The sequence below is a fragment of the Amycolatopsis samaneae genome (genome assembly GCF_039541975.1).
Classification (GTDB): domain Bacteria; phylum Actinomycetota; class Actinomycetes; order Mycobacteriales; family Pseudonocardiaceae; genus Amycolatopsis; species Amycolatopsis samaneae.
In genome coordinates, this window is sequence record NZ_BAABHG010000004.1 from 31,088 (window position 1) to 56,960 (window position 25,873).

A 25,873-nucleotide genomic window follows, 5' to 3' on the forward strand; every position below is an offset into this window, starting at 1 on the left:
CCGGAGGGCGCTACCGGGCTCAGGCGCCGGGCGCGGTGGTGAGCATCCAGTGGCTGAAGGCGGCGTAGCGCTCGGCGGACTCGGCGGCCCCGATGGCGTACTCGACCGCGTCGGAGTGCTCGCGCACCTTCTCGAACCGGGCGCGGCGGGCGCGCTCGTACCGGGCGAGCGCCTCGGCGAGATCGCTCCCGTCCGCCAGTTCGGCACGCAGCACCCCGGCGTCCTCGATGCCCAGGGTGCCGCCCGCCGCGATGTGCGGGGACAGCCCGTGCGCGGCGTCCCCGATCAGCGCGACCCGGCCGGTGGTCCAGCGCGGCAGCTCGGGCACGCGCATGATCTGGTTCTCCAGCACGGATTCTTCGTCGGTGGCGGCGATCATCTCCAGCAGCTCGTCGTGCCAGCCGGACTCGGCCACGTGCCGGGCCCGTGACAGCGCCCGTTCCTTCTTGCTGCCCACGAGTTCCCCGGCCTCGAACTGCGCGATCCACCACATGGTCCGATCCCGCGCGACCCGCGTGTAGCCGCCCCGCGTCCGCGCGGAGCCGATGGTGACCATGGTGCCCTCCGGCCGCTCGGCACCGGCGGGCAGCACGGCCCGCCAGGCGTAGTTGCCGGCGTGCTCGACCGCCGTGCTGCCGGGTACCAGCGCGGCGCGCACGTCGGAGTACACCCCGTCCGCGCCGATCAGCAGATCCGCCCGCAGCGACGCACCGTCGGCGAGGTGCACCTCCACGTGCGTGTCGTGTTCGGTGAAGCCGGTGACGTGGACTCCCAGGCGGATCCGGTCCCTGCCGGCGGTGTCGGCCAGCAGGGTGGTCAGCTCCGGCCGCGGCACCATCAGGAACTGGTAGGCGCTCGCGTCGTAGCCCGCCGCGCGCATCGGGCGGCCGGTGGCGTCGTAGAACCAGGCGTCGACGTCCTCCCCCATGCGCCGGACGTCGTCGCCGACGCCGAGGGTGTCGAACTCCCGCAACGCGTTGGGCCACAGGCCGATCCCGGCCCCGGCGGCCCGTATCTCCGGCGCGTGCTCCAGCACGGTGACCTCGTGCCCGAGCAGCCGCAGCGAAGCCGCGGTGGTGAGCCCGACCAGCCCCGCGCCCACGATCACCGTGTGCATCGTTCTCGTCATACCATCGAAGCTAGCACTAACGGTTAGTGTTTAACAACAGGTAGGTTTTTGTGTCTGATAGCATCACTGGATGACCGCGCCGACCGGACGCCGCGAGCGCAAGAAAGCCGCGACCCGCCAGAAGATCGCCGACACCGCCCTGCGGCTGTTCCTGGAACGCGGGTACGACGCGGTGGGCATCCGCGACGTGGCCGCCGAGGCGGACGTGGCCGTCACCACGGTTTTCTCCCATTTCGCCTCGAAAGAGGCCCTGGTGTTCGAGCAGGACCAGGACTTCGAGCGCGGCCTCGTCCATGCGGTCACCGACCGGGCCCCGCACGAGCCGCTTCTCCCCGCGCTGCGCCGCGAGGTCCACGAGCTGGTGCGCCACTGCGCGGGCGAGGGCGCCGCCCCGGTCTGGCACATGATCACCACCTCGCCCGCCCTGCGGGAGTACGAGGAGTCGATGCGGCTGCGGCACACGGAATCGCTGGCCGCGGCCATCGCCGCCGCCCCCGGCTCGGCGCCGGGCCCGACGGCCTGCCGGGCGATCGCGCGGTTCGTGATCGACGCCTATTCGCTCTCCCGCGACGCGGACGATCCGGCGGCCGCGGTGGACGAGATCTTCCACATGATCGAAGCGGCCTGGACGGTCGCCTGTTCTTCTTCCCCCACCAGGGAAGGCGTCCGTCCGAAAAGGACGAAGGCCGCCCGCGGCTGAACGCCCGGCGCTACCGGACGGGCACCGTCACGAACCGGACCGCGACCACAGTTTCCTTGCCACGCCGAGGAAAGCCGCCCGCTCCCCGGCGGAAAGACCGGCGAGCAGCTCCTCCTCGCCCTCCTGGATCCTCGCCTGTGCCGCCCGGCGCACGCGACGCCCCGCCTCGGTGATCGCGAGCAGCCGCACCCGCCGGTCGGCCGGGTCCGGGTCGCGGCTGATGAACCCGGCTTCCTGCAGGGCTTCCAGCGTCCCGATGATCCGGGTCTTGTCCGCGCCGATGGCCTGCGCCAGCGCCGCCTGCGTCCGCACCGGACGATCGTCGAGCGTGCTGAGCACCGCGTAGCCCCACATGGTCAGCCCGTGCGCGTCGAGCACCGGCTGTTCCATCGCCATCAGCGCGCGCATCAGCCCGGCGAGCATCTCGCCGAGGTCCGGCCGTCGCTGTTCGGGCATGGGACGACGATACCCAGCGGTTCGTCGTTGACAAATGATAAGCAGACGCACATCATAAGCACATGCACATCAATGAACTCCGTGACCTCGACACGGTCGCGGTGCGCACCACCATCGCGCTCGTCTCCCAGGTGATCCCCGCCGACCTGGTCAAGCCCACCCCGTGCGCCGCGTGGACGGTGTACGGCCTGATCTCCCACATGGCCGCCCAGCACCGCGGGTTCGCCGCCTCCTCCACCGGGGACGGTGGCCTCGACCACTGGAAGCTCGTGTCCCTCGGCGACGATCCGGCCGCGACCTACCGGTCCGCGGCGGAGGCCGCCCTCACCGCGTTCGCCGTCGACGACCTCGCCGACCGGAAGTTCCCGCTCCCCGAGTTCGGCGCGGAGGCGGTGGTCCCCGGGCAGCAGGCGCTCAGCTTCCACCTTGTCGACTACGTCGTGCACGCCTGGGATCTCGCGAGCGCGCTCGGCCTGTCGGTGACCTTCCCGCCCGAGGTGCTCGCGGCCGCGCTGACGGTGGCCCGCAGCGTCCCGGACGGCGAGTTCCGGCTCGCCCCCGGTGCCGCCTTCGCGCCCGCCGTGCCCGAGCCGGGCGACGAAGGGCTCGACGACATCGTCGCCCTGCTGGGCCGCTCCCCCGCGTGGCCGGCGGCCGTGGCGGCCTGACGCGCCGTTCCTCCGGTCCGGCTACGCCGGCGAGTCCGGTGGCTGGTCGGCGGAACGGACGGAAACACCGTTGCGCCGCAACAGGGCCGCGGTCACCCCGAGCCCGGCCCGGCGCCCGCCGGTGAAGGTGCCGTCGTAGATCTCGCCGCAGCCGCAGGAGGGACTGCGCGCCATGAGCACCGCTTCGCCGATCCCGTGCTCCTGTGCCGTGACGAAGGCGAGCCGGGCACCCGCGATGAACCGCTCGGTGACGTCGGTCCCGTGGTCGTCGACGACGCGGGCGCGGCCGTCGAGCACCGCCTCGCCGTCACCGGCCACGATCTCGGCCGGGCGACGCGGGGTGTCCAGCCCACCGGCGACCTCCGCGCAGAACGGCACGGCCTCGCCCGACTCCACCAGCGCGACGAGGTCGGGCGCGGTCTTCGCCGCGCCGTCGTACCGGCACGGCACTCCCGCCAGGCACGCGCTCACCAGCAACTTCGCCATGCCCTCATGGTAGGGCGCGTGCTCAGCCCGTGGTCGCCACCACCACGGGCGGGGACGGCCGCCACCGCCGCCCGGATCCGCCGGGCTCCGGGACGGCGAGCGCCGCGCGGCCCGCGCGGGTCAGCGCGGCGGGCACCCGGTCCCCGATCCGCCCGGTGCGCGCGGGCCGGATCAGCCCGGCGTGCGCGAGCCGGTGCGCGGTCTCCTGGTCGCTGCAGGGCAGGCCGTCGACGAACAGGTCCGGCTCACAACTCAACGACACCAGCGCCCGCCCCGCCGCCACCGCGCTCAGCATGGCGACGACCCGGCAGGTGATCTCGACCGTTCGTACGCGTTGTCCAGACATGTCGTCCCCTGTTCACAGGTTCGGCATGTCCCCGGCGTTTTCGCCCCCGCGCCACCGAGAGTATGCGGTGCGCCGACCGCGTGTCCAGGGCCCGACCCGTCCGTGGATCAGCCGTGACGTGACCGCCGCCGAGCCGACACCACCAACGCGAATCCGCTGAGCAGCAGGAAAAGCATGCCGAGGAACAGGTCACCGAGCGGCGTGCCGGTCGAGGCCAGCGGCGGCGGTGTCCCCGGGGTGCCGGGCCCCGGCGGTGTCACGGGCGGTGGCTGGTCCGGCGTGACGACCCGGGTGTCGGTGCCGCAGCCCGGTTCGGCGCTGGTGACGCAGTTGGTCCCCGGGTTCGGGGAGACCACGACGTTGCGGAGGCGACGTTCGTCGGTGAGCCCGGTCTTCACGGTGACCGAGTAGGTGACGGTGACGGTCTGGCCGACCGCCAGCGGTCCGTGCCAGATCAGCCGCGCGCCGCTCTGCTCGACGGTGCCGTCCGTGGCCTTCGCGTCCTGGTTGACGACGGCGTCGTCGAGGACGTCGGTGAGATCGTCGATGAAGGTGGCGTCCGGGTAGGCCTCGGCGCCGGTGTTGACCACGTCGACCGTATAGGTGACCTTGTCCCCCGGCTTCGCCGTGGCCGCCCCCGCCCGCTTCGTGATCGTCATGGCGCGGACCGGGGTTTCGGTGCCGCAGGCGGGATCCCGCTCGGCGCGCGCGTCCGGCGGCGGGCAGTTGGTGTCGTCCGGACTGGCCACGGCGTTGCGCAGGACCTTGTCGCCCGCCGGGGGCTGCCCGACCGTCACCGAGTAGGTGACGACGACTTCGGCGCCCGCGGCGACGGTGCCGGTCCAGTGCAGGCGCGGCCGGTCGTAGGTGACCGATCCGCCGGTCGCCTTCGCGTCGTCGCGGTAGGTGGCGTCGTCGAGGACCTCGGTCAGGTCATCGGTGAACGACGCGTCCGTCGCCGGCGCCTCGCCGAGGTTCCGCACCCGCACCGTGTAGGTGACCTTCCCGCCCGGTGTCGCGCTCTTCGGGTCGGCGGTCTTGACGATCCGCAGGTGCGGTTTCGGCAGCACCACCCGGCAGTCCGGATCGGTGGAGCCCTCCGGGCAGTTCGAGCCGGGCCCGGTGACGACGTTGGCGAGCCGGTGGTCACCGGCGTTGGTGACGGTGACCGAGTAGGTGACGGTCGCCTTGGCGCCCTTGGCGAGCGTGCCGGTCCAGCGCAGGTCCGGCCGCGCGAAGACGACGGTGCCGGAGTCCGCGCGCGCGTCGTCGTTGTAGGTCGCGTCGTCGAGGACCGCGGAGAGGTCGTCGGTGAACGACGCGTCCGGGTAGGGCGCCTCACCGGTGTTCTCCACCGTGATCGTGTACGTGACCCGGTCCCCCGTCTTGATTTCCTCGGGGGTGCCCCGCTTCGTGATCTTCAGCGCGGGCAGCGGCGTCTCGGTTCCGCACGCCGGGTCGGTGCTGCCCGGTGGGCAGTTCGTGTCACCCGTGCCGGTGACCGCGTTCTTCAGCTTCTTGTCGCCCTGGGGCGGACTGCCGACCGTGACGGTGTAGGTGATCGTGACCGTCGCCCCGGCGTCGACATCACCGGTCCAGGTCAGCTTCGGTGCCTGGTAGGCCACCGACCCCGCCGTGGCGCGCACGTCGTCGTTGTAGGTGGCGTCGTCGAGGACACCGGAGAGGTCGTCGGTGACCGACGCGCCGGTGTACTTCGCCGTACCGGAGTTGGCCGCGGTGACGGTGTAGGTCACCGTGTCACCCGGTTTCGGGTTCGCCGGGCTCGCGGCCTTCTTGATGGTCAGCTGCGCGATCGGCGTCACCGGGCGACATTCCGGCCGGTCGGATCCCGGCGGGCAGCTCGAATCGGGCGGCCCGGTGATCACGTTGGCGAGCCGGTGGTCGCCGCCGGGCGGCGTGCCGACGGTGACGGAGTAGGTGATGGTGACCGTCGCGCCCGCGGGCAGGTCGTGCGTCCAGGTCAGGGTCGGCCGCGTGTAGGTGACGGCGCCGCCGGTCGCGGTGGCGTCGTTGTTGTACGTCGCGTCGTCCAGCACGCCGGAAAGGTCGTCGTCGAACCGCGCGCCGCGATAGGTACCGGTACCGGGATTGTGCGCGGTCACCGTGTACGTGACCTTCTCACCGGGCTTCGCGGTCGCCGGAGAAGCGGTCTTGGTCAACCGCAGTTCCCCGATCGAGGTGTCGGTGCCACAGTCCGGATTGCTGTTACCGGGCGGACAGAGCGAGCCCTCCGGACCCGTCACCGCGTTGCGCAGCCGATGATCCCCGGCGGGCGGCGAGCCGACCGTGACGGAGTACGTCACCGTCACGGTGGCGCCCTTCGCGACATCGCCGGTCCAGTGGAACCGCTGAGCCCCACCATCGAACGAGGTCGTACCCGAGGTGGCCGTGGCGTCGTTGTTCCACGTCGCGTCATCGAGAACACCGGAAAGATCGTCAGTGAACGACGCACCGGGGTACGGCGCTTCGCCGGTGTTCCGCACCGTCACCGTGTACGTGACCTTCTCGCCGGGTTTGACGTCGGCCTTGTCCACGGTCTTCTTGATCTCAAGAGCGCCGAGGCCGGTCTCGGTCCCGCACGCGGGATCGGCACTGCCCGGCGGACAGTTCGTGTCGCCCGTGCCGGTGACCGCGTTCTTCAGCTTCTTGTCACCCTGGGGCGGACTGTCGACCGTGACCGAGTAGGTGATCGTGACCGTCGCCCCGGCGTCCACATCACCGGTCCAGGACAGTTTCGGTGCCTGATAGCCGACAGACCCGCCGGTCGCGGCGGCGTCGTTGTTGTACGCGGCGTCGTCCAGCACCCCGGACAGATCATCCGAGACCGACGCGCCGGGGTACTTCGCCGTGCCGATGTTGGCCACGGTCAGGGTGTAGGTGACCTTCTCGCCGGGCTTGGCGTCCGTCCGGTCCACGGCCTTCTTGATTTCGAGGGCGGCGACCTTCGTCTCGGTCCCGCACGCGGGATCGGTACCGCCCGGCGGACAGTTCGTGTCGCCCGTACCGGTGACCGCGTTCTTCAGCTTCTTGTCACCCCGGGGCGGACTGCCCACGGTGACCGAATAGGTGATCGTGACCGTCGCCCCGGCCGCGACGTCACCGGTCCAGGACAACCTCGGCGCCTGATAGCCGACTGACCCGCCGGTGGCACTCGCGTCGTTGTTGTACGTCGCGTCGTCCAGCACGCCGGACAGGTCGTCGTCGAACCGCGCGCCGCGATAGGTGCCGGTGCCGGGATTGTGCGCGGTCACCGTGTAGGTGACCTTCTCACCCGGCTTGGCCACACCCGGCGAAGCGGTCTTGGTCAACCGCAACTCCCCGATCGCCGTATCGGTGCCACAGTCCGGATTGGTGTTACCGGGCGGACACGGCGACCCCTCCGGACCCGTCACCGCGTTACGCAGCCGATGATCCCCAGCGGGCGGCGAACCGACCGTCACCGAATACGTCACCGTCACCGTCGCGCCCTTCGCGACGTCACCGGCCCAGTGGAACCGCTGGCCCCCAGCATCAAACGACGTCGTACCCGACGTAGCCACGGCATCGTTGTTCCACGTCGCGTCATCGAGAACACCGGAAAGATCGTCAGTGAACGACGCACCGGGATACGGCGCCTCACCGGTGTTCCGCACCGTCACCGTGTACGTGACCTTCTCACCCGGCTTGGCATCCGCCCGGTCCACGGACTTCTTGATCTCAAGGGCGGCGACCTCGGTCTCGGTCACGCAGCCGGGATCGGTCGGGTCCGCGCAGTTCGTCCCCGGCGGGCTGGTGACCGCGTTGCGCAGCACGTGATCCCCGCGCGGGGGCGCGTTCACCTTGACTGTGTAGGTGATCGTCACGGTCTGCCCGGCGGGGACGTCACCGGTCCAGGTCAGCTTCGTGGTGCCCTGGTCGTACGACGGCTGGCTGGGCGCGGTGGCGCCGCCGATCCGGGCGACGGCGTCGTTGCCGTAGGTGGCGTCGTCGACCACGCCGCTCAGGTCGTCGGACAGCGTGACCCCGGGCTCGGTGAGGGCACCGACGTTCTCGGCGGTGATCGTGTAGGTGACGGTATCGCCGGGTTTCGCCGTGGTGGGCGCGGCCGATTTCCGGATCACCAGGCCGGAGATCGGTTCGTCGGTGCCGCAGGCCGGATCGGTGCTGCCGGTGCCGCAGTTCGAGCCGTCGGGACCGGTCACCCGGTTGACGAGACGCCGGTTCCCGGCGGGAGGGTCGCCGACCGTGACGGTGTAGGTGATGGTGACCGTGGCGCCCTTCGGGACGTCGCCGGTCCAGCGCAGTTTCCGGCCGGCCGCGTCGTAGGACACCACCCCGGTGGCGGCCCCGTCGGCCTTGCGGGCGCGGGCGTCGTTGTTGTACGCGGCGTCGTCGACCACATCGGACAGATCGTCGGTGAGCTCCGCGCCGGTCCAGTCGGCCTGGCCGTCGTTGGTCGCGGTGATGGTGTAGGTGACGACGCCGCCGGGCCCGGGTTTCCCGGGGGAGGCCTGCTTCGCGATCTTCAGCGCGGCGATCGGGACCTCGGACGAGCAGGCCCGGTCCTTCGCCGGTTGCGCGCAGTTGCTTTCCGGCACGGTCACCACGTTGCGCAGTCTGTTGTCCCCTGTGGACGGAGACTTCACGGTCACCGAGTACGTCATGGTCACCGTGGCGCCGGGCGCGATTTCGCCCGTCCAGCCGAGTTTCTTCCCCGCGCTGTCGTAGCTCGGCTGCGTCGGCGTCGGCGCTCCGCCGGTCGTGGTCGCCGCGTCGCCGTTGTACGTGGCGTCGTCGAGGACGCCGGACAGGTCGTCGGTGAGCCGGGCGTCCGGCGCGGGACCGTCGCCCTTGTTGGCCACGGTCACCGTGTACCGCACGGTGTCGCCGGGTTTCGCGGTCGACGGGCTCGCGGTCTTGCGCACGACGAGGTTCGCGGTCAGGTTCGGCGCGATCGAGCAGCTGGCCAGGTCGGTGATCGGCCAGGTGCCCCCGGACTCGGAGGTGATCCGCCCGACCTGGTTGTCCTGCGCGTTGCCACCGGCGACCTGCACCGACTCGCCGGTCGCCGGGTCCACTTTGTACAGTGCGCCGCCGAGGTAACCGAGGTAGATCGAGCCGTGGTGGTAGGCCATCCCGTAGTTGTTGAAGCCGTTGGACGACCCGGGTCCGGTCACGTGCACGGCCTGCGTGGTGGTGCCGGTCGCCGGATCCAGCCGGTAGATGTAGGTCGAGCCGCCGTAGCTGATGCCGTAGTAGGCGCCGCCGGCGTCGTCGACGAACAGGTCCGGCACGATGGACCCGCCGAGGAAGACCGGATCGTTCGCGGGCACCGGGGTCAGGTTGTCGCCCCGCGTCCAGATCGTGGTGTCCCCGCTCGCGAGGTCCATACCGAACAGCTTCGGCACGCCGCCGTTCTGCGCGCCGAACAGCATCCCGGTGTTCGGGTCGGCGGTGATCCCGCCCCAGTTGGCCCCGGCGGGCAGTTCCCGCGTCGCACCCCCGGCGATCTCGTCGGTGACGGTGTCGGTCCCGGAAACGTGTTTGTAGAGCGTCCGGTTGGCGGAGGTGTAGTGCGAGTAGAAGGCGGCGACCCGCCCGGTGTCGGGATCCTTTCCGAGCGCCATGTTGCTCGACCAGTAGTCCGGCGGGCCGCCGCCGGTCCGCTTGGTGATCACCGTGTTGTCGATGGTCGCGTCACCGGCGGAGTCGTTGACGAACTGCATCCCGGAGCGGTAGTTGCTGTAGTACAGGTGCTCGCAGTCGAAAGTGGACGGTGTGTGCTCACCCTCGACCGGCCACGACGCGGTCTGCGCGGCGGCGGGCGTGGCCGCGCCCACCAGCGCGGTGGACGCCGCCACGGCCGCGGCGAGCAGCTGTATCGCGATCCGGCGCGGCGTGGAAATGTGACGACCACGCGCCGGGATCACCATTTCACCAGCACAGGCCGATTCCGCATGATCGCATCAAATCAACGCCGACCATTCCGGACAACTCGAAGCCCGCCCGCCCGGAACAAGTCACCCGACCGAGGTATTCACGCGTATCCCCCTGGCGCGGGAACTACCGTGCTGCCGCGTGCGCGCGCCGTTCGGTCAGATGATCCGCCACGGACGAGACGACGACCAGGGACAACCAGACATACCGTCCCCAGGAAGGGTGAATGAAGCTCACCGGGATGGAAAGCAGGAACACCCCGGCCGCGGTGAGGCCACCGACGATCATGGACCGCCCCGAGCGCTGGGGCACGCCCGGACGGTTCAGGTCGGCCCGTGCGGCGTGCGCGGCCATGGCCGTCAGCACCAGCGCCAGTGCGGCGATCACGATCGCGAAGAACACCGGACCCAGCACGAAGGCGGAGTCCTCACTGTCCAGCCGGGTGGCGAACGGCGACACCACGATGAAGAACAGCCACAGCATGTTCAGTCGCAGCAGCTTCGGGGAAACCACATACACACCGCGGAAGAACCGGTGGTGATTCAGCCAGAAGAAGGCGATGACCGCGAATCCGACCAGGAAGTTCAGATATTCCTTCGGCAGTAACTCCAGAAAGGAATGCCACACCTCGGTGTCGGTCTTCCCGTGCGGCACCGGAAGGTCCAGCGCGAGCAGCGTGATCGCGATCGCGACGACCGCGTCGGAGAAGAAAATCAGGCGCTCACGGAGGTACTGCCGATCCTCTTCGTCACTGAAATACGGAGAGTGTTCGCCGGCCGGTTGTTCGTCGTCCACCACGGGAAAGCAGTTTGCCAGGCACCGGCACCACTGTCACTTCAAGGTACTTTTGGGACAAAATCGTGGACCCGAAGCACCCTTCCGGGCGGCGAATCCTGCCCTGACGCCCCGTATCACCCGGTTGTGGGAGTGGCGCCGTCCTCCGGCTCGCGGGCCTTCGGGCGCAGCGTGCGGCAGGCCAGTTCGACCGCGAGGCGGTCGTCCGGGTCGCGGAGGTTGACGCCGAGCATCTTCTGCGCGCGGGCGATCCGGTCGGCGACGGTGTTGCGGTGCAGCCCCAGCGCCGAGGACGCCGCCACCACCGAGGACTCGTGTTCGAGGTAGGCGTCCAGGGTGGACAGCAGCGTGTCGTGCTCGGCCAGCGGGGCCAGCAGCGTGGTGGCGAGCGCGCGGGCGGTCCGCGACCGGGTCCACACGCGCACCAGCCTGCCCACCCCGAGCGCGTCGATGTGCACGACGCGGGAGCCCGCGTCCAGGCTGTGGTCCTCGACCACGGCGGGGTCCACCGAGAGCGCGGCCTCGCGGGCCTCGTCCACGGTGCGGGCGAGCCCACCGATCCCGGGGTGCGTGCGGCCGACGCCGCCGGCGATCCCGGCGCCGGTCCCCAGCCGGGTGAGCACGAGCCGGATCGAGGAGATCAGCGACTTCACGTTCTGCGGCGAGGAGTCGAAGCTCGCGGTGTGCCAGGCGACCCAGCCGTCGGACTGCTCCACCAGCGGCCCGTCGACGTCGTTTTCCCGCAGCAGGCGCACGATCTCGTCGCGGTCGGTGAGGGTGTCGGCCGACGGGTCGTCGAGCCGGCGCAGGTAGACGGCGGTGTGCCAGCCGTCCAGCCGCCAGCCGAGGATGGCGGCCCGGTGCCGGACCACCGTCCCGGCCTCCTCGCGCACCCGCAGCAGATCCGCCAGCAACGTGGTGCGCGCACGGGCGTCGCGTTCGGCGGCGAGCCGCTGGGTGGCCAGCCAGGACACCGCCCACGGCTCCGCGATCGCCAGCACGGCCTGCGCGATCGCCACCCGCGCCGGGGTCGGGCTGGTCAGCGCCGCGGTGAGCCACAGCGGCGCGGCCGTGGTCGACACCGGCTGGACGACGTGGGTGAGCTCGTCCTCGACCACCACCTGCGGCAGCGTCAGATCGCGCCGGAAGGAGGACGGCGAATGCGCGCCGTGCACGAGCGCGCCGTCCGGGCTCAGCATGCTGACCGGGGCGCGCAGCACCTTCGCCGCCGCGTCGGCCACCGCCTCCAGGCTGTCCGGATGCCCCCGCATCCGCCGCACGAACTCGAGCACCTGTTCGGCCCGCGTCACCTCCGGGGTGGCGACCAGCTGCGCGAGCCGGAGCGCCACGTCGTGCGCGCTCGCCCCGGCCGGCAGCAGGATCAGCGGCAGGCCCAGCCGTTCGGCGAGCAGCAGGCTGGTGGCCAGCGGGCCGCGGCCCCCGCCGGGCAGCACCAGCCCGGCGACACCGGCCAGCGCGCAGCGCCGGATCCCGGCCTCGACCTGCCAGCCCGCGGCGTCACCGAGCGCGGTGACCACGATGAGGTCACCCGGCCCGAGCCCGGTGGCGTCGACCCCGGGCCGCACCCGGACCCGCTGCACCACGACGTCGCCGGTCGCGCCGCCGACCACCTCGGCGCCGTCGAGGACCGGATGCGCCACCAGCTGGCGCAGGGCGAGGGGATCCGCGGGCTCGGTCACCGCATTCGACCTTTCGTACGACGTACCGGATCGGCGTCGAGGCCGAAGGCCCTCGGCGCGACCCTGGGCAGGATGTCGGGATGCCACAGCCGGTCCGGCACCGGCAGGGCCAGCAGCACGACCTCGTGCCCGCGCCGGACCTCGCCGGTCTGGATCACCTGCAGGCTGTGCGTGTCCAGCAGGCAGATCACGTCGGGCGTGGTGGCGACCACCTCGCCGTCGCGCAGCACCATCGCGTACTCGTTCTGCATTTCGACGCGCAGCACCTGCGCGCCGTCGGTGGTGCGCACCGCCACCGAGCCGTTGCCGAAGCCCTTGCCCGGATACCGGTACACCTCCAGCACCGTGCCCTGGCCGAGGTGCTCGGCGCCCAGCCGCTCGGCCAGCTCTGGGCCGTCGAGACCGGCGGCGGCGCCCGCGCGGTAGCGCCTGCCGAGCCCGATCGCGGCCCGCACGGTGCCCCGCAGCGCCACCCGGCGGTAGGTCTCCGCGCTCAGCGGCGGATACGCGAGCGCGGCCCAGCCGCCGAGCCCGGTCAGCGCGCCGCGCATCACGCGTTCGGCCGTGCGTGGCTCCACGCCGTCGATGACCATCGCGGCGCCGTGCGCCTCCGCGCACACCCACGCCCCGGTCAGGTCCGGGCCCGGGTCCATCACGGTCTGGTCCAGCCGGGAGAACGCCCGGCCCATCAGGTCCGCGTCCACCACCGGTTTCCCGGTCTGCGCCGCGGCGATGAACGGGAACAGCGCGTTGCTGCCGCCGACCTCGACCACGCCGATGGCGTCGATGTGCACCCCGTGGTAGCGCTCGGCGACGGTGACGCACCGGCGCAGTTCGTCGCCCGCCGGCAGCTTTTCGATCCCGACCGAGGCGGTGGACCCGGCGACCGCCACGGTCAGCACCCAGCCCTCGGCGAGCGTGTCGACGGCGACCACCTCGACCCCGGCGCCCCCGCTCATCTCCCGCGCCAGCCACAGCGCGCCGAGCCGGGGCTCCCCGCCGCCACCCGAGCCGAGCAGGCTCGCTCCCCACCGCAGCGCGTCCACGTCGTCCACGCTGAGCGCCTGCCCGGCAGGCGCGTCGCTCATGCCAGCTCCTCCACCCCGGTGAAATCGGCGTCGATCCCGAACGCGCGCGGGCCGAACACCGCGAGTGCCTCCGGGGTGCGCATGATCGGCGGCGCGGCGATCGCGAACACCGTGACCCGCAGCCCGTAGCGCAGGGCCTCGGTGGTGATCGGCTCGGCGGTCTCCGCGTTCAGCACGGTGATCAGATCGGGCACGATGACCCGGATCCGGCCGTCCACCCTGGCCACGAGGTGCTCGTTCTGGAAGGCGAGTTCCAGCACCGAATTGTCCACAAAGGACTCGATGGTCGCGGTGCCGCGCGCGAACCCGCCGGTGGTCCGGCGTTCGACGTCGACGATCCGGCCGCTGAAAACCGGGGTGGCGTAGGCGTAGGCGGTCTCCTTGAACAGCTCGGTCAGTGCGGCGAAAGGATCACGATACCGCTCGCGGGACTCTCGCAGGCACCGGCCGATCCGCAGGGCCAGCGAGAGGGTGCCCGGGATGGCCGTGCGCCGCACGTCGGCGGCGCTCATCGCGAACTGCGCGATGCTCACGGTCCCGCCCAGCCGGACCGTCACCCCGCGCGCGAGCCGCTCCAGCCGGACGTTGTCGGTGCCGGTGTCGAGCACGCCGCGTTCGCCGTGCGAACCGCTGAACGCCAGCGGAGAACCGGAAATCCCGTACACGCCGAAGGTCTGCATCTGTAGTTCGGGGAACGCGCGCCCCATGCCGTCCGCGTCCACCACCGGCAGCCCGAGCTGCGCGCCGACCAGCAGCGGCACCATCGAGTTGGACCCGCCGCACTCGACCGGCATCGTGGCGTCGGCGCGGCGGCCGAGGTGCCGCTCCAGCATCCGGAAGGCCGTGCTCGCCTCGTCCCCGTTGGGCAGTTTCTCCACCCGGACGGTCGGCGCGCCCATCCCGGCCGCCGGGATCACCAGCGCGTCGTCGGGCAGCTCCCCGACGTCCAGCAGCGAGACCGTGCGGCCACGCAGGTACTCCCGCCGCACCAGCAGCCTGCCGAGGTAGGGATCGCCGCCCCCGCCGGTGCCCAGCAGCGCGGCGCCGGTGGCGATGTCGGGCAGTTCCGCCGCCTGGATCTCCCGCACTACGCCACCCCGTCGGTGCTGTCGGTGCCGAGCACCAGGTCGCCGACCGCCTTCACCCGGACCCGGGTGGCGTTGCCGGGCAGGTAGGCGATCGGGATCTCGTCGATGTCCACGATCCGCACCCGGCCGGGATCCGCGCCGCCCGCCACGGCCCGGTCGACCGCCTCCTGCTTCGCCGCGTCCAGCACGGCCTCCCGGCGGCCCGGCTCGATCGGGTAGATCCGGTCCACCTCGCCGCCGACCTGCGCGATGGCGGCGCCGATCGCGTTCGCCACCGCGAAGTGCTCGGTCCGGTGCACGGTGCCCGCGCCCTCCAGGGTGTCGGGCACCAGGATCCCGCCGCCCCCGACGACCACGACCGGCGGACGCTCGCGCGAGCTGCGCATCCGGTCGACCGTGCGCGCGACCTTGGTTTCGATGTCGGCGAGGACCGCGGCGACGAAGTCCTTCGCCAGATGCCGGACGCGGCCGCGCTCGCCGATGTCGAGAATGCCCGCGGCGACGGCGATGTCGGTCGCGGTGAGGGTGTCCCCGCCGAACACCAGCGCCCGGTCGGTGAGCCGGTAGCCGACGCTGTCCGGGCCGACCGCGACGTCGGCCGCGCCGGTGCCGTGCACCAGCGAACCGCCGCCGAGCCCGATCGAGAGCACGTCGGGCATCCGGAAGTTGGTCCGCACCCCGGCGACGACGACCTCGGTGGCCGCCTCGCGGGGAAAGCCGTGCCGCAGCACGCCGACGTCGGTGGTGGTGCCGCCGACGTCGACCACCGCGCAGTCGGTCAGCCCGGACAGGAAGGCCGCGCCGCGCATGGAGTTCGTCGGTCCGGAGGCGAACGTCGCGACCGGGTACCGGCGCGCGTAGTCGACCTCCATCAGCGTGCCGTCGTTCTGGCTCAGGTACAGCGGCGCGGTGATGCCCGCGCCGTGCACCGCGGCGGCCAGCCCGTCGACGATCTGCGCGGCCATCTCGCGCAGCGCGGCGTTGATGATCGTGGCGTTTTCCCGTTGCAGCAGGCCGAGTCTGCCGATCTCGTGGGAGAGGCTGACGTCCAGTTCGGGGGCCTCGGCGGCCAGGAGCTCGGCCGCGCGCAGCTCGTGCTCCGCGCTGACCGGGGAGAACACCGAGGACACGGCCACACTGCGCACCCCGTGGGAGAGCATGTCGTGCGCGGCGCGGCGGATCTCGTCCTCGTCCAGATCGGCGATGTCCTGGCCGTCGAACTCGACCCCGCCGTGGCACAGGTAGGACCGGCCGCCGACGGCGGTCACCAGCGAGTCCGGCCAGTCGACCATCGGCGGCAGCGCCGCGGTCGCGGGCAGCCCGAACCGCAGCGCCGCGGTCGGCGCGAGCCGGTTCGCCTCGACCAGCGCGTTGATGAAGTGCGTGGTCCCGATCATCACCGCCCGCACGTCCTTCGGGTCCACTTCGGACTGTTCACGCAGCACGCGCAGCGCGGCCACGATGCCGGTGGTGACGTCCTCGGTGGTCAGGCACTTCACCGTGGCGACGACGCGGTCGCCGTCCATCACGATGGCGTCGGTGTGCGTCCCGCCGACGTCGATGCCGATCCGCAGACTCATGTTCCGGCAAGCTCCCCCGAACGACGCCGCCGGGTGACCCGCTCGGCGATGAGATACAGCACGAACCCGGCGACCAGCGCGTTGATGCTGGGCAGGCCGACCGTGACGAACTTGCCGACCAGCGTGGCCGCGGCCCAGCAGACCAGCGTCGCGGGGACCCACGCGGGCGCCCCGGTGCGCAGTTGCTCCGGGCCCGCGGCGGAGAGCCCGGCCCGCCAGCGTCTGGCGAAGTAGTACTCCGCGATCATGATCCCGGGTATCGGCGGGAAGACGATGCCGAGCAGGGTCAGGAAACCCGTGTAGCTGCCCAGAATCCCGGCCGCGGCGAGCAGGCTGCCGAGCACGCCCACCACCAGCGACACCCTGGCGCGGTCGAGCCTGCGCCCGAACACCGTCTCGGCGAAGTTGACCAGGCCGAGCGAGGAGACGTAGAGGTTCCAGTCGTTGACCTTCAGCGCGGCGGTGACGATCACCAGCAGGCCCAGCCAGCCGGTGGACGAGGTGACGATCGCGATGACGTCGTTGCTGCGCACCGCGTGCGCCAGCAACACCCCGATCGACCCGATCACCCACTCGCCGAGGGTGATGCCCACGATGGTCTGCTTGACCACGTCGCCGGGCGAGCGGTTGAACCGGGTCATGTCCGGGGTGACCACCGCGCCCACCATGAACTGTCCCGCCACCAGCGTGACCGCCTGAAGCACGCTCAGGTGCGGGCCCGGCGCGGGCCCGCTGACCAGTTCGCCGAGGTCGTGCCTGCTCAGTTCGGCCACAATGGACACTCCGGCGAGCACGAGGAACGCGGGCACCGCGACGTAGGCCGTCCACGCCATCCACCGGAAGCCGTAGGTGACGATCACCGTCACGACCAGCCCGAAGACCAGCGACCACACCCAGGTCGGCAGGAATCCGACGAGCCGCGCGAGCCCGCTGCCCGCGATCCCCGACTGGACGCCGAACCAGCCGGTCGCCGACAGCCCGATCGCCAGCCCGACGACCGCCGCGCCCCCGCGCCCGAACCCGGTCCAGCGCGCCAGCACCGACGTCGAAAGTCCTTCGCGCTGGCCGATCACGCCGACCGCGATCGCGATCAGCTCCAGCACCACCGCGCCGAGGGTGAAGGCGAGGAACGCCTGCCAGAACGGCATGCCGAAGCCCAGTGTGGCGCCCAGCAGGAACTGACTCAGCGCGGACATCTGGCCGAAGCGCTGGACCGCCACCGAGAACCACGGATACCGGGCCTCGGCGGGCACCCGGGTCAGCGCGTAGTCGTCGCGACCCACGGAGTTCGCCATCCGGTGATCCTTCCCCTTCTCACCACCTGCGAGCGACGCCGGATAGTACTCAGGTCGACACGGCGCGTCCATGGGCCATCGGCCCTCTTTCGGGGGAACGGGCAGGCGGACCGCCCAATCCCGCTGAGCGGAACACGGACGGATCATGGCGTTTCCCGTAGTGTCCCAGTGCTCCCGTCGGCGGAACGGCCGGATGTGCGATCCGCCCAGTGCCACCCGCCCGGATGGGCAACTCGCACGTAGCCGCATCGGCATCGAATGGCTACCGTCGGTCATCCAGTGCAGTGTTTTCCGGGCAGTGCTCCGGTGTTCGCCCGGTGTTCGTCCAGTGGGGAGGGGGAGCGGCCATGTGGCTCCCGCGCGGATGGCGCGCCGCGATCCACCGCGGCTTCCGGCGCCCCGCCGCGCCGCGCCCGCCGGAGTTCCGGGCGGGTTCGCTGTGCACGACCTGCGGCAAGCCGCTGGACGATGGCGCCACGGACTGGCTGACCGGGCTGTCCGATCGCGGCACCTGGCACCGGCGGGCGACCGGCGTGCTGACCACGGCGCGGACGCACGGCCAGGCGATGGCGCTGCTCATCGCCGACCTGGACTGGTTCAAGTGGATCAACGACGTGCACGGGCACCTCGCCGGTGACGACGCGCTCCGGCACGTCGCCCGGCTGCTGCGCGCGGTCACCAGGGAACAGGACCTGGTGGCCCGCTACGGCGGCGACGAGTTCCTGGTGCTGCTGCCCGGCACCGGGATCACCGACGCGGTCGCGGTGGCCCGGCGGCTGAACCTCGCGCTCAACGCGGCGAGCGTCGCGACCACCAGCGTCCGGGCCGGGGAGACCGACCTCACCGGCCTGACCGCCTCCATCGGACTCGCCGCGTGGTCGCCCTCGGACGGCTTCGGCCTCAGCCTGGACCGGCTCCTGCTGGCGGCGGACGCGGCGCTGCTGGCGGCCAAGCGCAACGGGCGCGGACAGAGCTGTCACGCCGTCCGGGCCGACCGTCCGTTCGGTAAGGGTGTCACCTGGAGCTACGACCAGGTCGTGCGCGCGAGGCCGCCGGAAACCACCTCGATCCTCGCCGAGCCGGACCCACCGGTCTCTCCGGTCTCGCCCGTCTCGCCGGTCTCCTCGGCCGAAAACGGGCACGATTTCGGGACGCCGCACCGAGTCGCGAGCAGGCAGCGGCGCTAGCACCCGGGCCCCGACCCCGGATGCCACGGGCGGTGTCCCGATCAGGGCCGAAGGGGGCTTTCCTCGCGCCAGGGGAGAGGAAAGCCCCCTTCGGCCCGGCCTTCACGGAAACCGAGGGACGCCTTCGGTGCGTTGGGCGCGCCGAGGGACGCCCTCGTCGCACTGAGCGCACCAAGGGCGTCCCTCGGTGCCGCGCGGGACGGTCACGGTCTGGCGAAGAGCAGGCCGAAACCCGCCAGTGACAGGAGGATCGCCAGTGTCGTGAGGCCGAGGAGCCCGGCGACGAGGGCGAGCCCGAGCGCGCGGACACCGAACCGCCGCAGCAGCGACGTCAGGTCCTTCTCCCCCTGTCCAGCCAGGGCCGGGGATTCGCGCGTCGGGTCCATGAGGCGAGTATTGGCCAGGCCCGCTATCGCGTCCAGCGCACAGTTTTGCTGGTATTCAGCTCTAAAATCGATCAATGCCGTTGACTGTCCTTTGTGGACTTTTGTGCTATGAAGGACCCCTTCAGGGCGTCAGGCGTGGGGACCGGACAGGTACCCCAGAACGTCCACAATGGAGTCAAGCACCCGGCACTGCTAGCATTTCCGGGTGACCGCCACCCCGTCCGGCCAGGATTTCGTCGACGAGATGATCGCCGCCATCTCCTCCCTCCATCCTGCGGCGACCCTGGAGGCGAAGGCGTTGGCCCACCGGCTGCGCCGGGTGGCACACCGGCTGGAGACCGAGCTCAAGCGCGAGCTGGCACCTCACGACATCGAGCTGTGGGAGCTGGAACTGCTCGCCTGCCTCATTCGCGCCACGCCCGGCCACCGGCTGTCCGCGGGCTCGCTGATGCGGCAGATGCAGCTGACCTCGGGCGCGGTCACGAACCGGGTGAACCAGCTCGAACGCAAGGGCTGGGTGACCAGGGAGCCCGATCCCGACGACCGCCGCTCGGTGGTCGTCGCCCTCACCGACACCGGCGCGCGCCGCGCGGAGCACGTCTTCGGCACCAAGACCGAGGCAGAGAACGCGCTGCTCGCGGCGCTCCCGCCCGCGCGGCAGCAGCGGATGAACGAGGACCTGCGCACCCTGCTCGTCGCGCTGGAAGACCGGGCCTAGAGCACCTCCATGTCACCCACCGTGATCACGCCTTGACGTGGTCTCTTAACGTTCATTATCTTAGTTCCATGCATTCTGGGACTCCTCGATCGAGCCGCCGGGAGCACTGGGGCAGAGCCGCGATCTTCGCGGGCCTGACTGCCGCCCTCCCCTCGGTGTGGCACACCATCACGCACATCACCGACGACACCTACCGCGCGCCCGAGGCACGGCACGGCGAAGGCCACGTCCAGTACCACCTGGCCCGCGAAACACTGATCACCGCCGGCGCGCTCGGCACCGTCGTGGTCGCCACGACGGCGGGCAGCGGACGCGGACGCGCGTTGTGGCGCGCCATGGCACTTTCCTCGGCGGGGTTCGCCGCCGCGATGTGGTCCGGCGGTCCGGTCACCGGTACCTGGGCGCCGAACCGTCAGGCGCTGCTGGTCCATGTCGGCTCCACCACCGGGCTCGTGCTCGGCACCCTTCTCCTGCGGCCGCGACGGAGCCGGTCATGACCGCGCACACCGACGTCGTCGTGGTGGGCGCCGGTCCGGTCGGCCTGTTCACCGCGGCACTGCTGGACTCCGCCGGGGTCTCGGTGCGCGTGTTCGAACGCAATCCCGGGGCGAGTGTGGTTTCGAAGGCGATCGCCATGCAGGCGCGCACGCTGGAAACGTTCGCCACCCTGCGGGTCGAGGACGGGAAGCGGCTCACGGATCTGCTGCTGCCGCTGGGCAGACCGGTGCCGCGCACCCATTTCGCCACGCTGCCGACGATGCTCGAACTCGGCGGGTTCGAAAGCGCTTACCCATACATGCTTTTCATACCCCAGAACGAAACCGAGCGCGTCCTCGCCGAGCATCTCGCGACGCGGGGCGTCCCGGTGCACTACGGACGCGAGGTCGGCTCCTTCACCCAGGACACCGACCGCGTCGTGGTGTCCGCCGACGGGGAAACCTGCGAGGCGCGGTATCTGGTCGGCGCGGACGGCGCGCACAGCACGGTCCGGAAGGCGGCCGGGATCGGTTTCCCCGGCACCGGCCCCTCGAACATCGGTTTTGTCGCCGACGTCGAACTCGTCGACGCCCCGGAGCGCAATCTCACGCTGTGGAGCCACGAAACCGGCTCGGTCACGATCTTCCGGACGCCAGGGGGTTACCGCGTTTTCGGCATGGAACCCGGCGACACCGGCCTCAGCCCGGAAGAGGTCGCGGCACGCAGGCAGCGGCCGCCCGGCCTCGACGATCTCCGGGCGACGTTGGTCCGCATCGCGGGCACCGATTTCGGGCTGCGCTCGGCGAGCTGGCTTTCGCAGACCACCGACTCGACCCGGCACGCCGACCGTTTCCGCGCGGGCCGGGTGTTCCTCGCCGGCGACGCCGGGCACGTGCACCTGCCCGCGGGCGGTCAGGGCATGAACGTGGGTTTGCAGGACGCGGCGAACCTGAGTTGGAAGCTCGTCGCCGAACTACGCGGCTGGGCGACGCCGTCGATCGTCGACGGCGCGGCGAGTTACCAGGCCGAACGGCTGCCGATCGCGGTACGGCTGGGCGAAAACACGCTCGCGCAGTCCGCGCTGATGACCACGTTCACCCCCGCCGGTGGCGCGCTGCGCACGATGACCAGCGACCTGATCGCGACGTCGCCGTCGCTGTCGGCGGAGCTGGCGGGCTGGGTGAGCGGGCTGCGCGTGCGCTACCCGGTGGCCGGGGACGCCCATCCGCTCGACGGGCTGCCCGCCCCGGATCTGCCGCTGGCGGACGGAAAACTCGTGCACCGGCTGGAAATCGACCGGTTCCTGCTGGTCGATCTCACCCCGGACGGGCGCTTCGGCGCGCTCGCCTCGCCACGGCTCGACGTCGCCGTGGGCCCGCCTCGCGCCGGGGTGGCCGCCGCGCTGGTCCGCCCCGACGGCTACGTCGCCCGTGCCTGGGCGGAGGCCGAGGTCCCGGAGGTCACCGCGGCGGTTCTTGCCTGGCTGGGCACCGCACCCGCGCCGTTAGGGCAGTAACGGTCTCGGAGGTTGGACGGCCGCGGCGGCCGTGGGCAGGCTCGGGAGCACATCGAAGGTCCGCGCGCGGCACGCCCCGCCGGGCCCACCCGGACCCGGCCCGCCGCGGCCTGTCCGCCCGAGGAGGAACACCGTGCGTCCCCTGATCGTCCTGCACGGGGCGTGGCACCGGCCCGCCCATTTCGACGACGTGGCCGAGCGCCTGCGCCGGGAGGGCGCCGACGTCACCGTGCCCGACATCGGCGGCCTCCCGCTCGCCGAAAGCACCCGGCTGGTCCAGGAGATCGTGGACCGCGCCACCGAGCCGCCGGTGGTGCTCGCGCACTCCTACGGCGGCATGACCGCGAGCGGCCTGCGCGGGGCCGGGCACCTCCTGTACGTCGCCGCCTTCGTGACCAAGGCGGGGGAAAACATCCAGTACTGGATCAAACGGGTCGAGCAGGAGACCGGCCGCGAGGCCGCGCCGATGGCACTGACCGTGGACGACGCGGGCCTGACCCACCTCGAACCCGGCCCCGTCCGCGAGAACCTGTACGCCGACTGCACCGACGCCGTCGCCGACCGCGCGATCTCGTTGCTGCGCCCCGAACCCGTCACGATGTTCACCGGCTCCGCGCTCGCGGCGGCGTGGGAGGACACGCCGTCCACCTACCTCGCCTGCACCGAGGACCGGGCGATCGTGCCCGACATGTTCGCCCACTTCGCGAAGCGCTGCGACACCACGGTGACCTGGCAGACGAGCCACAGCCCGTTCCTCAGCCGACCGGACCAGTTCGCCGCACTGGTCCGCGAACGGCTGTAGCGGCCATCCACTGTGGACGCCGCTGCCCCGGCGGGGTTGCCAGGACAGGGGATTTCAGGCAACGCCTTTGCCCGCCCGGTCACTCCTGCCCCACAGGAGGGAAAACCGGACGCACCCAACGTGCAGAATCCTGGTGATCACCGGCGTCCCGGCGCTTAGCTGGACTCATCCGCCGAGTGCGAAAGGAACTCTCCGATGAACGAGTTTCCCGAAATCGACACGTTCCTCGACGTCGACGACGTCCTGGCCCGGATCACCGCCGAACAGGACGCGATGCTCGTCGCGGAGGAGCGCGCCGCCGTCTTCGAGCGTAAGGCCGGCTGACCACGCGCTCCCCCGCGACGCTCAGTTCACGAAGCTGTCGAACATGCCGGGCTCGTAGGACCCCGCCGGATTGCGCACGATCACGTTCATCCGGTTGGCCGCGTTGATCAGCGCGAGGAGGCAGATGAGCGCGGCGAGCTGGTCGTCGTCATAGTGCTTGCGCACCTGCGCCCAGGTCTCGTCGGACACGCCGTGGTGCAGGTCGGCGAGCCGGGTGCCCTCCTCGGTGAACGCCAGCGCCGCGCGCTCGGCCTCGGTGAACACGGTGGCCTCACGCCACGCGGCGACCAGGTTGAGCCGGACCGGGGTCTCCCCGGCGGCCGCGGCGTCCTTGGTGTGCATGTCGGTGCAGAACCCGCAGCCGTTGATCTGGCTGGCGCGCAGCGAGACCAGCTCCTGCGTCGACTTCGGCAGCGGCGACTGGGCGATCACCATGCTCGTGTTGGCGAACCGCTTGCCGAACTTCGCGGCGATCTCGTTCTCGAACAGGTTGAACCGGGCTTCCATGGCTTCGTCCTCACTCGTGGTGTTTGCTTCGGCTGACCACCAGATGCCGCCGCCCCGGATCCTGTGACAGCACGGCGGCGTGACGTAGGCCATAGCGGCCGGGTGTCACAAACCGGCGGGCGGCGGCATCTGGTGCGTGACACAGTCAGTGCGCGGAGATGGGAGAACGGCCATGAACGAACACGGGGAGTCCGCGACCGAGGTGTTCGTCGCCCACCGCAACCTGCTGTTCACGGTCGCCTACGAGATGCTCGGCTCCGCCGCCGACGCCGAGGACGTCCTGCAGGAGACCTGGCTGCGCTGGGTCGACGTCGACCTCGCCACGGTGGAGAACCGGCGCGCGTACCTGGTCCGGATCGCCACCCGGCAGGCGCTGGGCAGGCTGCGCACGCTCAGCCGCCGCAAGGAGTCCTACGTCGGCCCGTGGCTGCCCGAGCCGCTGCTGACCTCGCCCGACGTGGCCGAGGACGTCGAGCTGGCGGACAGCGTCTCGATGGCGATGCTGCTCGTGCTGGAGACGCTCGCGCCGGTCGAGCGGGCGGTGTTCGTGCTGCGGGAGGTGTTCGACTTCGGCTACGACGAGATCGCGAACGCCGTGGGCAAGACCCCGGCCGCGGTCCGTCAGATCGCGCACCGGGCGCGGGCGCACGTCGCGGCGCGCAGGCCGCGCGGGGCGGTGTCGGCGGGCGAGAGCCGCGACGCGCTCGAAGCGTTCCGGCGGGCCCTCGTAACGGGGGATCTTCAGGGACTTGTCGACATTCTCGCCCCGGACGTCGTGCTCCTTGGCGATGGTGGCGGTGTAGTGCAGGCCGTGCCTAGGCCGATCGAGGGTGCCGACAAGGTGGCGCGGCTGCTGGGCGCCGGGCTGCCCCGGCTCGCCGGGCGGGTCTCGGCCGAGCCGGTGCAGGTCAACGGGCACCCGGCGCTGGTCGTCCGTATCGACGGGGAGCTGGACAACGTCGTGGCGATGCGGTTCGACGACGGGCTCATCAGCGGCCTCTACGTCGTCCGCAACCCCGAGAAGCTGTCGCGCGTCGGGCAGGAGACCGCTGTCAGCCGGTGATCTCGCGTACCCGGACGGTCGGTTCGCGTACCTGGACGGACGACTCGCGTACCTGGAGGGTCGGCTCGCGTGCCTGGAGGGACGACTCGCGTACCTGGAGGATCGGCTCGCGTGCCTGGAGGTCGGCTCGCGTACCTGGGCGGACGGCTCGCGTACCTGGAGGGTCGGCTCGCGTGATTGGGCGGAGCACTCGCGTGATTGGAGGGCGCACTCGCGTGATTGGAGGGCGCACTCGCGTGATTGGGGGGCGCACTCGTGGTCGCGACGCGACCTTCGGCTGGGGGCACGTCTCGAACGCCAGGTCCGTGAATGCCACATTGAGGGACTCTGAGTCCCTCAATGTGGCATTCACGGACCTTCGGGAGCCCAGGCCGGAAACGTGGGGTGGGTGGGGTGAGGGTGGGTAGAGGCAGCGCGGGCGGGGAGTGTGGCTTCCCGCCCGCGCTGGGGTTGGTTCGGCTCGGCACTGTACCGGGGTGCCGCGGCCTCTTTTTTCTTGTCAGTCGGTGGTGACGGTGTCGAGGAAGGCTCGCCATGCCGTACCCGGCACGGCGAGCTGACCACCCTCGCGATCCTTCGTGTCCCGCACACCGACCTCGGCCGGGTGTACCGCGACCTCCACACAGTTCCTCGTGTCCTCGTCACTCCGGCTGGACTTCCGCCAGCCTCCCCGGGGGGTCTTTGTTCGTATCATCCACTCCTCATTTCCTTGATGACATCGGCGAGGAACGCACTTGATTCTTTTGCGCTCAACGCCACCTGTAACACGGTTTCCACCGCCTCTCGGAAGACCGCCACGTCTCGTTTGGTGTGCAGGATCAGGCCACCCCGCCGAACGTCCAAGCAGACGATCGGGAAGCCTTCAGTCGTTTCGCGCGGATCAAGGATGGAGAACTGGCCGTCAAGAGCGGGATGCCAGCCGCTGCCGAACGGCACCACGCGGAGATCGACGTTCCCCCACCCGGCGACCTTGCGCAGACGCTGAAGCTGCTCGCACATCACCTGCCTGTCACCGATGATCTGCCGCAACGCGGCTTCGCCGACCAGGACCCGGAGCCGCGCGGGATGCTCGGTGCGCTCGTGGTCGATCACGCTCTGACGACCCATCCGTGTCGCCACGCGGGTGGCGATCTCGCCGCGCGGAACCGTGCTCGTCATCATGATCGCCCGGGTGTACCCCGCGGTCTGCACGATGCCCGGGATCAGCAGTGGCGCCACCTCGGTGATCGTCTCGGCGCGCGCCTCGAAGTCGATGTACGCGGCAAACTGCCGCCGCTGTTCGGGCAAGGTGGTCGCCAACCACTGCTCCTCACCGGCGCCCTTCGCCAGCTCGATGATCTCGTCGTAACGCTCGGGGCCGACTCCGAGCGCACCCAGGAGCCGGGCGACCTTGTCCACCGAGGGCACCATCTTGCCGGTCTCCCACCGCGAGATCTGGGCCTTGTCGATCCTGATCCGCTTGGCGAACTGCGTCAGCGACTCGTTCGTCGAAGTACGTGCCTCGCGGAGGGCGGCGCCGAGCCGCAGACCCTTGGTGGTGGAACCGTTGTCGTCCATACAACCAGCATAGTGCAGTAATAGCTGTCAATGGGTATCACTCGATCAGGTTCTTGCCTGCACTATTG

The 25,873-nt window shown here is 71.0% G+C and carries 24 protein-coding genes; 9 read left to right on the forward strand and 15 right to left on the reverse strand.

What is annotated here, in order from left to right:
* Nucleotides 1–19 precede the first annotated feature (19 nt).
* Nucleotides 20–1,129, reverse strand: a complete 1,110-nt coding sequence (locus ABD987_RS10860) for an FAD-dependent monooxygenase (RefSeq protein ID WP_345390044.1) — start codon at nucleotides 1,127–1,129, stop codon at nucleotides 20–22.
* Nucleotides 1,130–1,199: 70 nt separating this feature from the next.
* Between ABD987_RS10860 and ABD987_RS10865 the strand changes: the two genes are divergently transcribed.
* Nucleotides 1,200–1,829: a TetR/AcrR family transcriptional regulator gene (locus tag ABD987_RS10865; protein WP_345390046.1), complete on the forward strand. Its 630-nt coding sequence runs from the start codon at nucleotides 1,200–1,202 to the stop codon at nucleotides 1,827–1,829.
* Nucleotides 1,830–1,856: 27 nt separating this feature from the next.
* On the opposite strand, the gene ABD987_RS10870 is transcribed toward ABD987_RS10865, so the two are convergent.
* The gene (locus ABD987_RS10870) at nucleotides 1,857–2,285 is read right to left on the reverse strand and encodes a MarR family winged helix-turn-helix transcriptional regulator (protein WP_345390049.1); all 429 of its coding nucleotides are present in this window, start codon (nucleotides 2,283–2,285) and stop codon (nucleotides 1,857–1,859) included.
* A gap of 62 nt (nucleotides 2,286–2,347) precedes the next feature.
* Here ABD987_RS10870 and ABD987_RS10875 point away from each other — a divergent pair, with 62 nt between their 5' ends.
* Nucleotides 2,348–2,953, forward strand: a complete 606-nt coding sequence (locus ABD987_RS10875) for a TIGR03086 family metal-binding protein (RefSeq protein WP_345390052.1) — start codon at nucleotides 2,348–2,350, stop codon at nucleotides 2,951–2,953.
* Between the two features lie 21 nt (nucleotides 2,954–2,974).
* On the opposite strand, the gene ABD987_RS10880 is transcribed toward ABD987_RS10875, so the two are convergent.
* From ABD987_RS10880 to ABD987_RS10920, 9 genes are all read right to left on the reverse strand, one after another.
* Nucleotides 2,975–3,439, reverse strand: coding sequence for a 2-thiouracil desulfurase family protein (locus ABD987_RS10880; protein WP_345390055.1), 465 nt, complete (start codon nucleotides 3,437–3,439; stop codon nucleotides 2,975–2,977).
* A 22-nt stretch (nucleotides 3,440–3,461) separates the two neighbouring features.
* Complete coding sequence (locus tag ABD987_RS10885) at nucleotides 3,462–3,785, reverse strand: hypothetical protein (protein ID WP_345390058.1); 324 nt, start codon at nucleotides 3,783–3,785, stop codon at nucleotides 3,462–3,464.
* 107 nt (nucleotides 3,786–3,892) lie between these two features.
* On the reverse strand, nucleotides 3,893–9,718 hold the full coding sequence (locus tag ABD987_RS10890; protein ID WP_345390061.1) for a DUF7927 domain-containing protein: 5,826 nt from the start codon (nucleotides 9,716–9,718) through the stop codon (nucleotides 3,893–3,895).
* 130 nt (nucleotides 9,719–9,848) lie between these two features.
* Nucleotides 9,849–10,520, reverse strand: a complete 672-nt coding sequence (locus ABD987_RS10895) for a TMEM175 family protein (RefSeq protein ID WP_345390063.1) — start codon at nucleotides 10,518–10,520, stop codon at nucleotides 9,849–9,851.
* Nucleotides 10,521–10,633: 113 nt separating this feature from the next.
* Nucleotides 10,634–12,217 carry a helix-turn-helix domain-containing protein gene (locus ABD987_RS10900; protein ID WP_345390066.1) on the reverse strand — a complete coding sequence of 528 codons (1,584 nt, stop codon included), beginning with the start codon at nucleotides 12,215–12,217 and terminating at the stop codon, nucleotides 10,634–10,636.
* Complete coding sequence (locus tag ABD987_RS10905; RefSeq protein WP_345390069.1) at nucleotides 12,214–13,305, reverse strand: S-methyl thiohydantoin desulfurase family protein; 1,092 nt, start codon at nucleotides 13,303–13,305, stop codon at nucleotides 12,214–12,216. Before ABD987_RS10905 ends, ABD987_RS10900 begins: the two co-directional genes overlap by 4 nt.
* The gene (locus tag ABD987_RS10910) at nucleotides 13,302–14,393 is read right to left on the reverse strand and encodes an S-methyl thiohydantoin desulfurase family protein (protein ID WP_345390072.1); all 1,092 of its coding nucleotides are present in this window, start codon (nucleotides 14,391–14,393) and stop codon (nucleotides 13,302–13,304) included. Before ABD987_RS10910 ends, ABD987_RS10905 begins: the two co-directional genes overlap by 4 nt.
* Nucleotides 14,393–15,967, reverse strand: a complete 1,575-nt coding sequence (locus tag ABD987_RS10915) for a hydantoinase/oxoprolinase N-terminal domain-containing protein (protein ID WP_345391577.1) — start codon at nucleotides 15,965–15,967, stop codon at nucleotides 14,393–14,395. Before ABD987_RS10915 ends, ABD987_RS10910 begins: the two co-directional genes overlap by 1 nt.
* Before the next feature lie 2 nt (nucleotides 15,968–15,969).
* On the reverse strand, nucleotides 15,970–17,268 hold the full coding sequence (locus ABD987_RS10920; protein WP_345390075.1) for a purine-cytosine permease family protein: 1,299 nt from the start codon (nucleotides 17,266–17,268) through the stop codon (nucleotides 15,970–15,972).
* A gap of 347 nt (nucleotides 17,269–17,615) precedes the next feature.
* Between ABD987_RS10920 and ABD987_RS10925 the strand changes: the two genes are divergently transcribed.
* The gene (locus tag ABD987_RS10925) at nucleotides 17,616–18,455 is read left to right on the forward strand and encodes a GGDEF domain-containing protein (protein ID WP_345390078.1); all 840 of its coding nucleotides are present in this window, start codon (nucleotides 17,616–17,618) and stop codon (nucleotides 18,453–18,455) included.
* A 203-nt stretch (nucleotides 18,456–18,658) separates the two neighbouring features.
* Here the strand turns inward: ABD987_RS10925 and ABD987_RS10930 are convergent, their stop codons facing one another.
* Nucleotides 18,659–18,841: a hypothetical protein gene (locus ABD987_RS10930; RefSeq protein WP_345390081.1), complete on the reverse strand. Its 183-nt coding sequence runs from the start codon at nucleotides 18,839–18,841 to the stop codon at nucleotides 18,659–18,661.
* Nucleotides 18,842–19,046: 205 nt separating this feature from the next.
* On the opposite strand from ABD987_RS10930, the gene ABD987_RS10935 reads away from it, so the two are divergent.
* From ABD987_RS10935 to ABD987_RS10955, 5 genes are all read left to right on the forward strand, one after another.
* A complete protein-coding gene (locus tag ABD987_RS10935; protein ID WP_345390084.1) occupies nucleotides 19,047–19,559 on the forward strand; it encodes a MarR family winged helix-turn-helix transcriptional regulator in 513 nt (170 codons plus the stop codon).
* A 68-nt stretch (nucleotides 19,560–19,627) separates the two neighbouring features.
* Entirely contained in the window at nucleotides 19,628–20,056 is a 429-nt protein-coding gene (locus ABD987_RS10940; protein ID WP_345390087.1) for a hypothetical protein, read from the forward strand.
* Entirely contained in the window at nucleotides 20,053–21,552 is a 1,500-nt protein-coding gene (locus ABD987_RS10945) for an FAD-dependent monooxygenase (protein ID WP_345390090.1), read from the forward strand. The genes ABD987_RS10940 and ABD987_RS10945 overlap by 4 nt, the downstream gene beginning before the upstream one ends.
* A 133-nt stretch (nucleotides 21,553–21,685) precedes the next feature.
* Nucleotides 21,686–22,354, forward strand: coding sequence for an alpha/beta hydrolase (locus ABD987_RS10950; protein WP_345390093.1), 669 nt, complete (start codon nucleotides 21,686–21,688; stop codon nucleotides 22,352–22,354).
* Nucleotides 22,355–22,549: 195 nt separating this feature from the next.
* Nucleotides 22,550–22,678 (forward strand): hypothetical protein, encoded by a 129-nt coding sequence (locus ABD987_RS10955; RefSeq protein WP_345390096.1) that lies wholly within the window; start codon nucleotides 22,550–22,552, stop codon nucleotides 22,676–22,678.
* 21 nt (nucleotides 22,679–22,699) lie between these two features.
* Here ABD987_RS10955 and ABD987_RS10960 read toward each other — a convergent pair whose 3' ends face one another.
* Nucleotides 22,700–23,185: a carboxymuconolactone decarboxylase family protein gene (locus tag ABD987_RS10960; protein ID WP_345390099.1), complete on the reverse strand. Its 486-nt coding sequence runs from the start codon at nucleotides 23,183–23,185 to the stop codon at nucleotides 22,700–22,702.
* 172 nt (nucleotides 23,186–23,357) lie between these two features.
* Here ABD987_RS10960 and ABD987_RS10965 point away from each other — a divergent pair, with 172 nt between their 5' ends.
* Entirely contained in the window at nucleotides 23,358–24,248 is an 891-nt protein-coding gene (locus ABD987_RS10965; RefSeq protein ID WP_345390101.1) for an RNA polymerase sigma-70 factor, read from the forward strand.
* 499 nt (nucleotides 24,249–24,747) lie between these two features.
* Here ABD987_RS10965 and ABD987_RS10970 read toward each other — a convergent pair whose 3' ends face one another.
* Both ABD987_RS10970 and ABD987_RS10975 read right to left on the reverse strand, forming a co-directional pair.
* Nucleotides 24,748–24,942, reverse strand: coding sequence for a DUF397 domain-containing protein (locus ABD987_RS10970; RefSeq protein ID WP_345390104.1), 195 nt, complete (start codon nucleotides 24,940–24,942; stop codon nucleotides 24,748–24,750).
* Entirely contained in the window at nucleotides 24,939–25,805 is an 867-nt protein-coding gene (locus tag ABD987_RS10975; RefSeq protein WP_345390106.1) for a helix-turn-helix domain-containing protein, read from the reverse strand. The genes ABD987_RS10970 and ABD987_RS10975 overlap by 4 nt, the downstream gene beginning before the upstream one ends.
* Nucleotides 25,806–25,873: the final 68 nt, after the last annotated feature.

Coding starts and splice junctions, on each gene's coding strand:
- ABD987_RS10955 (WP_345390096.1), top strand. CDS start 22,550: ATGAACGAGTTTCCCGAAATCGACACGTTCCTCGACGTCGACGACGTC.
- ABD987_RS10880 (WP_345390055.1), bottom strand. CDS start 3,439: ATGGCGAAGTTGCTGGTGAGCGCGTGCCTGGCGGGAGTGCCGTGCCGG.
- ABD987_RS10860 (WP_345390044.1), bottom strand. CDS start 1,129: ATGACGAGAACGATGCACACGGTGATCGTGGGCGCGGGGCTGGTCGGG.
- ABD987_RS10970 (WP_345390104.1), bottom strand. CDS start 24,942: ATGATACGAACAAAGACCCCCCGGGGAGGCTGGCGGAAGTCCAGCCGG.
- ABD987_RS10875 (WP_345390052.1), top strand. CDS start 2,348: ATGCACATCAATGAACTCCGTGACCTCGACACGGTCGCGGTGCGCACC.
- ABD987_RS10945 (WP_345390090.1), top strand. CDS start 20,053: ATGACCGCGCACACCGACGTCGTCGTGGTGGGCGCCGGTCCGGTCGGC.
- ABD987_RS10930 (WP_345390081.1), bottom strand. CDS start 18,841: ATGGACCCGACGCGCGAATCCCCGGCCCTGGCTGGACAGGGGGAGAAG.
- ABD987_RS10975 (WP_345390106.1), bottom strand. CDS start 25,805: ATGGACGACAACGGTTCCACCACCAAGGGTCTGCGGCTCGGCGCCGCC.
- ABD987_RS10960 (WP_345390099.1), bottom strand. CDS start 23,185: ATGGAAGCCCGGTTCAACCTGTTCGAGAACGAGATCGCCGCGAAGTTC.
- ABD987_RS10885 (WP_345390058.1), bottom strand. CDS start 3,785: ATGTCTGGACAACGCGTACGAACGGTCGAGATCACCTGCCGGGTCGTC.
- ABD987_RS10965 (WP_345390101.1), top strand. CDS start 23,358: ATGAACGAACACGGGGAGTCCGCGACCGAGGTGTTCGTCGCCCACCGC.
- ABD987_RS10870 (WP_345390049.1), bottom strand. CDS start 2,285: ATGCCCGAACAGCGACGGCCGGACCTCGGCGAGATGCTCGCCGGGCTG.
- ABD987_RS10905 (WP_345390069.1), bottom strand. CDS start 13,305: ATGAGCGACGCGCCTGCCGGGCAGGCGCTCAGCGTGGACGACGTGGAC.
- ABD987_RS10890 (WP_345390061.1), bottom strand. CDS start 9,718: ATGGTGATCCCGGCGCGTGGTCGTCACATTTCCACGCCGCGCCGGATC.
- ABD987_RS10865 (WP_345390046.1), top strand. CDS start 1,200: ATGACCGCGCCGACCGGACGCCGCGAGCGCAAGAAAGCCGCGACCCGC.
- ABD987_RS10925 (WP_345390078.1), top strand. CDS start 17,616: ATGTGGCTCCCGCGCGGATGGCGCGCCGCGATCCACCGCGGCTTCCGG.
- ABD987_RS10940 (WP_345390087.1), top strand. CDS start 19,628: ATGCATTCTGGGACTCCTCGATCGAGCCGCCGGGAGCACTGGGGCAGA.
- ABD987_RS10920 (WP_345390075.1), bottom strand. CDS start 17,268: ATGGCGAACTCCGTGGGTCGCGACGACTACGCGCTGACCCGGGTGCCC.